The organism is Micromonospora sp. SD19 (genome assembly GCF_054462275.1).
Genome location: NZ_JBTLMN010000005.1, coordinates 141,628 through 152,484 on the forward strand (window position 1 = coordinate 141,628; position 10,857 = coordinate 152,484).

At 70.5% G+C, this 10,857-nt stretch carries 11 protein-coding genes; 6 read left to right on the plus strand and 5 right to left on the minus strand.

What is annotated here, in order from left to right; genetic code table 11:
• Window positions 1-71 precede the first annotated feature (71 nt).
• The 4 genes from ACX27O_RS18460 (at window position 72) to ACX27O_RS18475 (ending at window position 3,188) form a co-directional block, all read left to right on the plus strand.
• Window positions 72-956, plus strand: coding sequence for a hypothetical protein (locus tag ACX27O_RS18460; protein WP_358127213.1), 885 nt, complete (start codon window positions 72-74; stop codon window positions 954-956).
• Window positions 949-1,449 carry a SigE family RNA polymerase sigma factor gene (locus tag ACX27O_RS18465; protein WP_030330920.1) on the plus strand — a complete coding sequence of 167 codons (501 nt, stop codon included), beginning with the start codon at window positions 949-951 and terminating at the stop codon, window positions 1,447-1,449. The genes ACX27O_RS18460 and ACX27O_RS18465 overlap by 8 nt, the downstream gene beginning before the upstream one ends.
• 214 nt (window positions 1,450-1,663) lie before the next feature.
• Window positions 1,664-2,272 carry a hypothetical protein gene (locus ACX27O_RS18470; RefSeq protein ID WP_030330919.1) on the plus strand — a complete coding sequence of 203 codons (609 nt, stop codon included), beginning with the start codon at window positions 1,664-1,666 and terminating at the stop codon, window positions 2,270-2,272.
• A 49-nt stretch (window positions 2,273-2,321) separates the two neighbouring features.
• Window positions 2,322-3,188, plus strand: a complete 867-nt coding sequence (locus ACX27O_RS18475; RefSeq protein WP_358127216.1) for a serine hydrolase — start codon at window positions 2,322-2,324, stop codon at window positions 3,186-3,188.
• Window positions 3,189-3,234: 46 nt separating this feature from the next.
• On the opposite strand, the gene ACX27O_RS18480 is transcribed toward ACX27O_RS18475, so the two are convergent.
• Entirely contained in the window at window positions 3,235-4,329 is a 1,095-nt protein-coding gene (locus ACX27O_RS18480) for a carboxypeptidase-like regulatory domain-containing protein (protein ID WP_358127219.1), read from the minus strand.
• A 232-nt stretch (window positions 4,330-4,561) separates the two neighbouring features.
• On the opposite strand from ACX27O_RS18480, the gene ACX27O_RS18485 reads away from it, so the two are divergent.
• On the plus strand, window positions 4,562-4,969 hold the full coding sequence (locus tag ACX27O_RS18485; protein WP_030330914.1) for a nitroreductase family deazaflavin-dependent oxidoreductase: 408 nt from the start codon (window positions 4,562-4,564) through the stop codon (window positions 4,967-4,969).
• 36 nt (window positions 4,970-5,005) lie between these two features.
• On the opposite strand, the gene ACX27O_RS18490 is transcribed toward ACX27O_RS18485, so the two are convergent.
• From ACX27O_RS18490 to ACX27O_RS18505, 4 genes are all read right to left on the minus strand, one after another.
• A complete protein-coding gene (locus tag ACX27O_RS18490; protein WP_247680078.1) occupies window positions 5,006-5,491 on the minus strand; it encodes a MarR family winged helix-turn-helix transcriptional regulator in 486 nt (161 codons plus the stop codon).
• Window positions 5,492-5,499: 8 nt separating this feature from the next.
• On the minus strand, window positions 5,500-6,747 hold the full coding sequence (locus ACX27O_RS18495; protein WP_358127223.1) for an FAD-dependent oxidoreductase: 1,248 nt from the start codon (window positions 6,745-6,747) through the stop codon (window positions 5,500-5,502).
• 54 nt (window positions 6,748-6,801) lie between these two features.
• Complete coding sequence (locus tag ACX27O_RS18500; RefSeq protein ID WP_358127226.1) at window positions 6,802-8,142, minus strand: carbohydrate-binding protein; 1,341 nt, start codon at window positions 8,140-8,142, stop codon at window positions 6,802-6,804.
• Between the two features lie 200 nt (window positions 8,143-8,342).
• On the minus strand, window positions 8,343-9,428 hold the full coding sequence (locus ACX27O_RS18505) for a hypothetical protein (protein WP_210864563.1): 1,086 nt from the start codon (window positions 9,426-9,428) through the stop codon (window positions 8,343-8,345).
• A 224-nt stretch (window positions 9,429-9,652) separates the two neighbouring features.
• On the opposite strand from ACX27O_RS18505, the gene ACX27O_RS18510 reads away from it, so the two are divergent.
• The gene (locus ACX27O_RS18510) at window positions 9,653-10,855 is read left to right on the plus strand and encodes a low temperature requirement protein A (RefSeq protein ID WP_458939810.1); all 1,203 of its coding nucleotides are present in this window, start codon (window positions 9,653-9,655) and stop codon (window positions 10,853-10,855) included.
• The last annotated feature ends 2 nt before the right edge of the window (window positions 10,856-10,857 follow it).

Consider the following 10,857-nt stretch of genomic DNA (forward strand, 5'->3'; position numbering starts at 1 on the left):
CAGCTGACCAACCCGTCTGGTCAGCGACGGATCACCACAGCGGGTGGTCGGCCGGGGGAGGGGTTCGGGACATGGGTGACGTCCGTGTGCGTTTCACTGACGATCTGGCCCGGCACCCCGCCCCGCCGTTGGGTGATCTGGTTCAGCAGTCGATGGTCCAGGGCCGCCGGCTGCGCCGTCGGCGCCGCCTGGCACAGTTCGGCGCGGGCGGCTCGGCGCTGGTGATGGTGCTGGTGGTCGGGCTGGCTGTCGGGCCGTTCGGCGTCGGCGCGAATGACGTCGGTCCACCAGGCGGCGCGGCCGGTGGCTCGCCGGCCAGGCCGGTCGGCTCCGCCCCGCCGTCCCCGGTTCAGCGCTCCGATGGGCCGCCGGGTCTGATGGGCGTCGACGACGAGGGGCGGGCGAACCCCTTCCGGGCGGGCCTGCCGACTTCCTCGACCACGGTGATCGGCACCGTGCGGATGGGCGTGGTACCGGACGGTGACCTGCTGCCCACCACACCGCAGGGGGCCCTGGAACTGCTCACCCGGCTGCTGCCCGAGGGCAAGACCAGCGGTTACGCGAGTCTGCAGGGCAGCGGGGCGGGCCCCGGCACGCCGTACGTGCAGCTCTACCTGGATCGGGGCGCTGGCCCGGGGATGCTGCGGCTCTCCGTCTACCAGGGCGGCCTCGGCGGCAACCCGGCCCCGGGGACGGTGGAGCTGACCGAAGTGCCCGACAACTGCGTACAGAACAAGATGGTCACGGTGCATCACCCCGATGGCGTCCAGGTCAATCTGATGATCTCGACGTGTGTGGACTGGGGCGCCAAGGGGACCTTGCCGGCACGACCCGTCCTGTCCGTGGACGAGGCGACCGCTGTCGCCGCGAGCCCGATGTGGGGGACGAAACTGCCGGCGGAGTTCGTCGTCACCGGTTCCAAGAGGTTCCCGTCGCTGGCCCGGTCGAATGGCTGACGAGGACTTCGTCGAGTTCGCGCAGGCTGCCGCTGGCCGCCTGCGCGACGCGGCGTTCCTGATGTGCCGCGACTGGCATCTCGCCCAGGACCTCACCCAGACGACGCTGGCCAAGGTGTACGCCAACTGGCGACGGGTCCGCCGCGCCGACGACCCGCACGCGTACGCCCGCAAGGTGCTGCTGCGGTGCCTGATCGACCAGCAGCGTCGTCGCTCCAGCCGTGAGTTGGCGATGTCGGCTCCGCCGGACCGGGGCGAGGAACATCCGGCCGAGCTGCGCATGACGCTGCTGGACGCGGTCGCCACCCTGCCGTTGCGGGATCGGGCGATCATCGTGCTGCGCTACTGGGACGACCTGAGTGTGGAGACAGTCGCCGAGGTCGTGGGCGTCTCCGCCGCGGTGGTCAAGAGCCAGAGCATGCGCTCGCTCAGTCGTCTGCGCGAGGTGCTCGGCGAGACCCGGGCCGAGCTGTTCGCCGAGGAACGGCATTGATCGGTCCGGCTGCGGCCGACGTGCGGCGGATCCCGCTGGTGCTGGGCCGCGCCTGTCGTACGCGGCGAATGACCCACCACGCGCGGTCGTCACGAACGCGACCCACGGTGGCGAACATCTGTGTTGGGGGAGGTCCATGGTGTCCGTATCGAGCAGCGGGAGGGGCCGAGGCCGGCCTCGCGGTGAGGGCCGCGGCTCGGCCGCCGTCGTCCCGGTGATCCTGACGGCGTTGGTGCTGAGCGCCGCGGGGTGTCATCGGGGGGAGCCCGGCGTCGGCCCCGCTGGGCGGCACACCGCGAACGCGGAGCCGGGCGGCTCGGGCATGCTGCTGGGGGCCGGCGAGCTGGGTTCGGACTGGCGCGAGGACGACGCGCGAACCGGTCTGCCGCCCTGGCCGTGGGAGCAGGACAACTGCCCCAGCTATCAGAGCAGCGACTACCCGGCCAAGTCGCATCGGCGCGCGGCCGTGCAGCGCTACTACCGGCCGTCTGACGGCTCGTCGCAGGCCCATCACGTCGTGGAGACGTACGAGCCGGGATGGGCCGAGCGGAATGTCGACGATGTCCGTCGCGTCCTGCTGCGGTGCGCGAGCTACCTGGCGTTCGGCTCGCGGGTCGCGTTCGACGTCGTCGATCCGCAGTATCTCGACGGCACCGGCATGCTCATTCGAGGTCGCATCGCGCGTGCCGACGCCCGGACCACCGTCAGGTGGTTCGTGATGCTGAGACGAGGCGAGACGGTTTCGACGGTCAGCGTGCCCGATCCGGGCAGCCGGGCCGCGGTGGACGTCATCGCGGCGAGGGTGGTGGCCCGCCTTGGCTGAGCGGAAAGGCCGGCAACTGCCGCGCCGGTGGGTTGTCTCCACTGTCGCCATGTCTCTCGCCGGTGTGGCGACGGCCGCCTTCGGCGCCACTCGCGATCGCCTCGGCGACCACCCCGGCCCGTCAGTCGGTCCTTCCCCTGCCAGTCCGATCCCCACCACACCGGCCGTCGACCGGGTCGCCGAGGCGAGGACGCGCATCGAGGCCTACGTGGACCGCTTCGACGGCCACCTGGCGGTCGCGGCACTGGACCGGCAGGGAACGGCTGCGGTGACGGCGGGCACCAAACGCTTCGAGACCGCCAGCATCGTCAAGGCCAACATTCTGGCGGCCCTGCTGCTGCGTCAGCGACCGCCGGGCAAGACCCTGGGGGCGAACACCCGGCGATTGGCCGAGGACATGATCATGTCCAGTGACAACGATGCGGCGGTGGCCCTGTGGCAGCGGATCGAGGGCTCGCGCGGCCTGACCGCCGCGAACCGCGCGTTCGGTCTGCGGGAGACCAAGCCCAACTCGCACTGGGGGCTCACCACGACTACGGCCGCCGACCAGCTCCGTCTCCTGACCGCGCTGACCTCGCCGACCGGACCGCTGACCCCGCAGGACCGTACCTTCATCATGGGCCTCATGACGAAGGTGATCCCCGAGCAGCGATGGGGGATCACCGCCGCCCGAGAGCCGGGCAATCGTTCCGTCTACGTCAAGAACGGCTGGGACACCGCTGACGTCGACGGCGGTCGTTGGTTGGTCAACAGCATCGGACGGATCGTCGAGGCCCGTCATGACTGGCTGATCGCGGTGCTCTCCGACCATCACGTGAGCCAGAAGGCCGGCGTCCGGGTTGTCGAGAAGGCCGCCACGTACGTGCTCAAGGAGCTGCGTGCCGCCACTGCCGACGATGGCCCTGCACAGGGGTAGGCCGCCTCACCTGGCACGCCGACGGGGTGACGGAGAGCGCGGTTCCTCAGCCTCGGTAGCCGTTCTGCTGGGTGCCACCCGACGGGGGAGAGCCGTACGAGCCCGGGAACCCGCCGCCGACGGGCCCGATGCGCAGCACCGCCGTCGGAGCGTCGGCCATGCTCCCACCGGTCGGCGTCAGCAACTCGGTCGTCGCCGGCGTACCCGCCTCCGGTGCGTTCCTCCGACGCATCACGACCAGTACCAGCGCGCCCAGGCCGGCGGCGACGAGTAGGCCGCCGAGGAGGAAGAACGGCGACGTACCGCCTGCCTCGTCGCTGACGGCCTTGAACGTCGGTGGCGCAGCCTCCGGGGTGCCGTCGCCCGCCGCCGCGACCGGGCTCGCCTCCGCAGCGGGCGACGGCGACGCCTTGGTGGGCGCTGCCTCCACGGCGAGGGTCAGCCGCACGGTCGCGACGTCACCGGCGCTGCCCCGTACGGTCGTGCGAGCGGTGCGGTAGCCGTCCTTGGTCGCGCGGACAGTGATGGACCCGGCGGCGATCGTCTTGCTGGCGCTCGACGTGATCGAGAACTGGCCGCTGGGGCTGCTGGTCGTCCGGTATTCGTGCCCGGCGCTGTCCTGGATGGTCAGGGCCACGCCGCCGATCGCCTTACCGTCGGCGTCGCGGACCCGGCCGGAGACCCCACGCACGCCGGCCGCCGGCTTGTTCTCGCCCGACGACGCCGCACCCGGGCCGTGGACGTAGACCATCTTGTGGGCGTAACTGTTCTGCCCGGCAAGACGCACACCGACCGAGATGTTGAGGCCGGTGATCTCACCTGGGCGAGCGTCGGGGGCGACGAGCGTCGTGTCGAACGTCTGACTCCGGCCGGGCCCGAGGTTCGGTTCCACCCGGCATCCGGAGGTGCATCGCAGGCCGCCGCCGATCACCACGATGGCCGTCTCGGCCTTGCGTCCGTTGTTGGTGACCCGGTAGCGCAGGCGCACCGTGTCGTTGGGTTTCACGTTCTCCGCCGACACGCTCAGGATGCTGACGGTCTCCGGGGCCGCCGTCGCGGGTGCCGCCGACACGGCGAGCGTCCCGCCGGTCAGCGTGATCAGTGCGGCCACGGTCCAGCGGAGACGTAAGCGCGTCGTCACTTCCCACCACCTTCTGTACAGCGAGCAACCCCGTCGATGGCACCGCGGGCCACTATGCCCTGTCCGGAACGGGTTGCGCGACCTACCCCCGACGGCAGGGCCGGGAGACGCTGCCCGGTGCCACGTCCGCACCTGTTGTGAGCCAGCGCCCTGCGTTGTCGCCGTGCCAAGCCCGGCCGAGACTGTCAGTATCGTGGTTTGTGGAGCCGGTCCGCGTGAGCGAGGAGAAGGCATGAGTGACTGGAACGACAAGATCATCGCCGAGTTTCGCGCCAACGATGGGCAGGTTGGCGGCCAGTTCGCGGGCGCGCCGCTGCTGCTGTTGCACACGGTCGGTGCCAAAAGCGGCCAGCCTCGGGTGAACCCGATGATGTACCAGAAGGTGGATGGCGGCTACGCCGTGTTCGCGTCCAAGGGCGGTGCGCCCAGCAATCCGGACTGGTACTACAACCTGCTCGCCAATCCGCGGGCCCAGGCGGAGATCGGCACGGACAAGGTCGAGTTGGTAGCCAGGGTGGCCACCGGGGACGAGCGCGAACGGATCTGGAGCGCGCAGAAGGCCGCGTACCCCGGCTTCGCCGACTACGAGCGGAAGACCGCCCGCCAGATCCCCGTCGTCGTACTGGAACCCGCGCCATAGCCGACCCCGGTCACCCCACCCGCGACCATCAGGGCTTCACCGGGCGTGACCGGGCAGATCGCCGCGCAGGCGGTCCAACTCGGCGAGGTACATCGCCTGCATGCGGTTGTAGTGCCGGACCAGCAGTTGGACCTCCTCGGCGCTGTAGCCCTCGATGAGCCATTCCGCCCGCTCGGCGAACCGCTCGTACGGTCGCTCCAACTCGGCGACCCGGTCCGGCCGCAGGGTGACGATCACCCGCCGCCGGTCGGCCGGGTCGCGCTCGGTCGTCACGTAGCCGGCCTGCTGGAGCCGGCGGAGCATGCTGGTCACCGCCCCGGTGGTGAGGTTGGTCCGTTCGGCCACCTGCCCCGCGGTGGCGGATCCGACGTCCGCCAGGTGGTCCAGGCATTCCAGGTCGCTCACGGTGAGGCCGAGCCGCTCCGCGATGGCGTACCGGAACACCATGGACAGCCGCGACATCTCCCGCCCGGCGCGCATCAGCTCGGCGATCGCGGAGGCGGGGGCCGGCTCGTGGGACATGCCCGCAATCATGCCTCCGGTACGGTGACCCGGTGCAGCCGAGGTAACACGCGGGTCAGCACCCAGTGCGGTGCGGCCGCACCCCCGGTGAGGCGGCGCATCAACCCGGCGGCGGTGTCGACGGCGCGGAACGCGTAGGGCACCATCTCGTCCTGGTAGCCGGCGATCGCCTCCTCCACCGACGCGCCGCCGGAGCGGGCCTCGACCAGCTTGCGGCCGAGCAGGGCGGCGTCGCGAAGCGCGGTGTTGCCGCCGTGTGCGCCGAACGGCGGCATGACGTGCACGGCGTCGCCCATCATCGTCGCGCGGGGCACCGCCCACCGGCGTGGGCGACGGCCGGTGGCGAAGAGGTTGAGCACCGTGGCGTCCAGCTCGGCGGTGCCGACCAGCCGTCGGATGACCGGGTGGAAGTCCACGCTCCTCTGGGAGGCCAGCCTCCACAGCGCCAGCAGGTCCCCGCGGCTGTCGACGGGCGCCTCCTGCTGCTGGAGCAGCAGTCCCCACATGACGTAGTCGTAGCCGGTGGGCGCGTAGTTGCCCGGGGCCAGGCGCCCGAACGCCTCCTGAGGGCTCTCGCCGAACCGCATGGAGGTGAAGAAGAAGGCGCGGCCCGGCCGGTCGGCGAGGGCCAGGACCCCGCTGGTACGCAGCGCCTCCGGGATGACGCTCTCGCCGTTTCGGTGGAGGGGCGACCGGCCGTAGATGCCCGCCATCGGGGTGTTCACCGGGTCCGCGTCCGGCATGAGCTGTGGGCGTAGGGCCGAGCCGACGCCGTCCGCGCCCACGACGACAGTTGCCGCGGCGGCCCCGCCGTCGGAGAACCGCAGCCGCAGCCCCGCCGGGCCGCCGGTGTCGACGGCGACGGCGTCCTTGCCGTAGTGGATGCGCCCGTTCAGCCCGGACTGCAGGATCGACCGCAGGGTCAGCCGGTCGACCTGGCGGGTCGCGTGCGGCTCGTCCTTGAAGGTGATGGTGAACGCGTCACGCAGCCGGCTGTCGGTGAAGCGCAGGTGCCCGCCGGGTTCGTCGCCGGTGGCCAGCGCCAGCTGGTACAGCGCGCGCGGCAGGCTTTCGCGCAGCGCCTGCAGCCCGTGCCGGTCGAGAATGATGCGGTAACCCTGCCGCCGGACGAAGGGGCCCGCGTCCCGCTCGTAGACGTGCACGTCGATGCCGGCGCGCATCAGGTACTGGGCGAGGCAGAGGCCGGAGAGGCCGGCGCCGGCGATTGCCACCGAGAAGTCAGTCGATGTGCCCATGCGATTATCTTAATGACTAAGATGATTTGGGCAAGGGCCCGGCGCCGCCGCGTGTCAGCGGCCCTGCAGGCGCTTCACGTTGTCGCCGAAGGTCCACCCCTTCGACCCGTCCCAGTTCGCCGACCAGGTCATCAGGCCCTTGAGGCCGGGTACGGAGTTCCAGGCCTGCGTGACCAGCGACGTCGACAGGTAGCCGCCGCCCGCCCCGATCTGCGCGGGCAGACCCGGGACCTGCTTGTCGTACGGCACCCGGATCGTGGTGCCCTGGATGGTGAGGCCGTTGTTCAGGCACTGGGTCTGCACGGTGAAGCCCTGCACGGTGCCCGCCGGGTACGAGTCGCCGGCGCAGCCGTACATGCTGCCGTTGTAGTACTGCATGTTCAGCCACCAGAGCCGGCCGTTGTCCACGTACTTCTTGATGATCGGCAGGTACGAGCCCCAGATCGAGCCGTAGACGACGCTGCCGCCGGTGACGTAGGCCGTTTCCGGTGCCATGGTCAGGCCGAAGTTCGAGGGCATCCGGGCCAGCACGCCGTCGATGATCCGGATCAGGTTGGCCTGCGACGTGGACAGCGTGTTGATGTTGCCGCTGCCGGTCAGGCCGGTCTCGATGTCGATGTCGATGCCGTCGAAGTGGTAGGCCGTCAGGATCGGCACGATCGTCGCGATGAACCGGTCAGCGACCGCGCTGGAGCTGAGGTCGATGCCCGCGGCGGCCCCGCCGATCGACATCAGGATGGTCGCGCCCGCCGCTTTGGCCTGGCACATCTCGGCCGGGGTGGCGACCTTCACGCCCGCGTCCATGCCGTTCTCCCAGAGGACCGTGCCGTCCGCGCGGATCACCGGGAACGCCGCGTTGATCACGTTGTAGCCGTGCTGGTTGAGCCGGCTGTCGGTGATCGGGATCCAGCCGAGGCCGGGGTGAACGCCGTTGGAGGCCCCGTCCCAGTTCTCCCAGTACCCCTGCAACACCTTGCCGGTGGGCCGTGACTTCACCGCGCACGTCCCGCCGGTCGGTGGTGGGGTGGTCGGCGGCGGTGTGGTCGGGGGAGGCGTGGTGGGCGGTGGGGTGGTCGGGGGAGGCGTGGTGGGTGGCGGCGTGCTTCCCGAGCACGCACCCAGGTCACGCCAGAGCGACGGCGTCGCGGCGGGGTTCCAGCCGGCGCCGGGGTGCGCGGTGTGGGTGACCAGTGCCTGGTAGAGCCGTCCGCCGTAGATGACCTGGCTGCCCGCCTGGTAGGTGGTGCCCTCCGCCCAGGCCGGGGCGGTGCAGGCGATCATCGCGACGGCGTTGGCCGAGGGTGCTGCCGCCGTGCTGCTGGGGACGAAGGCGACGGCGGCCGTGACGGTCATCGCCGCCCCGGCCAGCGCTGCGAAGATCCGACGGCTTCTCATGGCTCACTCCCCAAGGGCTCGACGACCCGCGACCTCCACATATTGACGTTCGTGACCGTGAATATCAAGGGTTGTTTACAGATAGCACGTGGCCGTACCGCGTCGTGCCCCACGCACCACGCCGAGGGCCGTTCCAGGCCCGGCCCCGACCGGGCCGGCGGCAATGGGAACGGCTGCCGCCGGCCCGGCTCGGCGTGACGTCAGAGTCGGGAGGTGAAGGTGGCCAGGAAGCGGTGCGGGGTGACCGCGCCGGTGTTGTCGAAGCAGATGACGTCGACGTCGGCGTTGGTGGTGTACGTCCATTGCTGGGTGAGGTGGCAGTAGTTGCTGCCGGCGCCCTGCGCCACCACCTGGGCGTGCGTCTCCTTGAGGCCGACCTGCGGGAAGGTCGCCAGGTAGCGGCCGGCGGGCGCCAGCGGCGCCACGGTGTTCGCGCCGACGCCGAGCACCGAGTTGTCGTTGGTCGGCCCGCCGACGGCGGTACCCAGGTAGCCGAAGTACGACGGCGGGCCGAGGGAGCCGATCACCGGCCGGCGACGGTGGTACGAGAGGACGAAGTCGGTGTTGACGAACGCGCCGGCCTGGTCGTAGCAGAAGACGTAGACCTGCACGTCGCTGCCGACCGCGCTCCAGGAGTAGACCTTGCACCGGCGCGGACCGGCGTTCGGCTGCACGGCGGTGACCTGCGGGTTGCCGGCGAGCACTCCGGCCAGCCCCACCCCGGGCAGTCGCACCAGGTACTGCCCGACGCCCAGCGGTCCGACAGCGTTCGCGACGCCGGTGGAGTTGTACGACTGCGTCATCAGGCCGCTGCTCCACTGCACGTACGCGTGGGAGGTGCCGGCCGGTAGCACGCCCGAGCTGGTTGTCCAGAGCACCGTGAACGGAGTGTCCTCGCGCGTGCCACCGGGACGGTGGCACTGCACGTCGACGATCTCGTCAGCGCCGGACTGGAACCAGCGGACCACCTCGCAGTAGTGACCGGTCCGGTTCACCGGGGTCACGTGGGGAACGCCCCGTGAACTGGCACCTATCTGCGGGAAGCGGACCTGGAACCGGCCGGGAGCGAGTTTGACGCCGTCGGCCCAGGCGGCCGGGAACGCGGTTTTCCAGCTGCCCCACTGCCGGCTGGTGTCCAGCACCGTCCAGACCGGCACGGTGGGGTCCTTGACGTACGCGAAGCCCCAGCGGTCGGCGGTGGCCGCCGCGGCCGGTGCCGCCGGCGCGAGTGCGCTGGCGGCCAGGACGGCGGCCAGTGCCGCGGTGGCAAACGATCGGAGACGCATCTGTTCCTCCAGTCGACGGGAACATGTCGGAGAGGAGCGTGCACGTAGTGACTCCATGGTCACAGTCGGCTACCTCGCGCTCTGGTGTCGGCTGTCCGCCACTGGGCGCCCCATGGCCGACCGGCAGGTGTGTCAGCCGGTGGCATTCTTCTGGTCCTGACTCGACGACCTGTCCGGCGTGGTACCAATACCCAGATAGGCCAAGCGGCAGAAGTGGGCGGCCCATGTCGACAAGGGCAGCAGCGCTGCTTCGAAAGCCGGGGCAACCGCAGCGACCGAGCCTTCTGGAGCTCTTCTTCGACCTGGTCTTCGTCTTCGCTCTCAACCGGGTGTCGCAGCGGCTGGTCGAGGAGCTCACCGAGCGGCGGATCGTCCTCGTCGAGGCCGGCGAGACCCTGCTGTTGCTGCTGGCCTTCCTGGTGCTGTGGTTCGTCACGGCGTGGGTCACCGACCTCTACGACCCACAGAAACCGCAGGTCCAGCTCCTGGTCTACACGGCGATGCTCGGCGCGCTGGTGATGGCGGTGGCGGTGCCGAACGCGTTCGCCGACAGAAGTCTGGCCTTCGCTGGCGCGTACGTGGCCGTCCATATCGCTCGTGGGCTGATCATCGTGCCGATGCTGCGCGGCCATGACGCGCAGCGCCGAGCGGCCGGGGTGTTCTTCTGGTTCGCGTTGTCGGCCGTGCCCTGGCTCGTCGGCGCGATAGCCACGGATCAGGCCCGAGTGCTGTTGTGGACGCTGGCGATCGGCATCGACTGCATGGCACTGCTGCTGTTCTATCCCACGCCGTGGTCCTGCCCCACCCCACGGCAGTGGCCCGTCCTGGCCGAGTACCTGTCCGAGCGCTACCGACAATTCTTCATCATCGCCCTCGGCGAGCTGATTCTGACGACCGGCTCGGCCTACAGCGACACGTCCTCCGGGCAGGGCGGGGCAGCCGCAGCCTTCGCGGTCTCCTTCATCACGACGGTGCTGCTGTTCCGCGTCTACCTCTTCCGGGCGGGCCAGCTGTTGCCCGAGGCGATCAGAGCCTCCGCCGACCCCTCGCACCTCGTCCGGGACGCCTTCCTCGCGCACGTCCTCATGGTGGTCGGCATCGTTGCCGTCGCAGTCGGATACGAAATCGTGATCGAACACCCGTTCGGGCACACCGAAGCGGCATGGATTCTCATTGTCCTGGGCGGACCGATGCTGTTCCTGATCGGGCGGGCCCTGGTGGAACATGCAGTCTTCGACCGGGTGTCACGCTCTCGGATCATCGGCGCCGCGGTGATCGCCGGCGCCGCGCCGTTCATGATCCGGCTGCCGCCGCTGGCTGTGGCCGTCACCGCCGTCGTCGTCCTCGCCGGCATCGCCGCCTCCGACGCCATCCACGCCAGTGGCAAGCCGCCTGAACGGCCGCACCCGCCCCACCCCAGGCAGTGAGC

Bases quoted from the DNA above. Each gene is read 5' to 3' on its own strand.
- ACX27O_RS18460 (WP_358127213.1), top strand. From the start codon at position 72: ATGGGTGACGTCCGTGTGCGTTTCACTGACGATCTGGCCCGGCACCCC.
- ACX27O_RS18465 (WP_030330920.1), top strand. From the start codon at position 949: ATGGCTGACGAGGACTTCGTCGAGTTCGCGCAGGCTGCCGCTGGCCGC.
- ACX27O_RS18475 (WP_358127216.1), top strand. From the start codon at position 2,322: ATGTCTCTCGCCGGTGTGGCGACGGCCGCCTTCGGCGCCACTCGCGAT.
- ACX27O_RS18485 (WP_030330914.1), top strand. From the start codon at position 4,562: ATGAGTGACTGGAACGACAAGATCATCGCCGAGTTTCGCGCCAACGAT.
- ACX27O_RS18490 (WP_247680078.1), bottom strand. From the start codon at position 5,491: ATGTCCCACGAGCCGGCCCCCGCCTCCGCGATCGCCGAGCTGATGCGC.
- ACX27O_RS18495 (WP_358127223.1), bottom strand. From the start codon at position 6,747: ATGGGCACATCGACTGACTTCTCGGTGGCAATCGCCGGCGCCGGCCTC.
- ACX27O_RS18500 (WP_358127226.1), bottom strand. From the start codon at position 8,142: ATGAGAAGCCGTCGGATCTTCGCAGCGCTGGCCGGGGCGGCGATGACC.
- ACX27O_RS18505 (WP_210864563.1), bottom strand. From the start codon at position 9,428: ATGCGTCTCCGATCGTTTGCCACCGCGGCACTGGCCGCCGTCCTGGCC.
- ACX27O_RS18510 (WP_458939810.1), top strand. From the start codon at position 9,653: ATGTCGACAAGGGCAGCAGCGCTGCTTCGAAAGCCGGGGCAACCGCAG.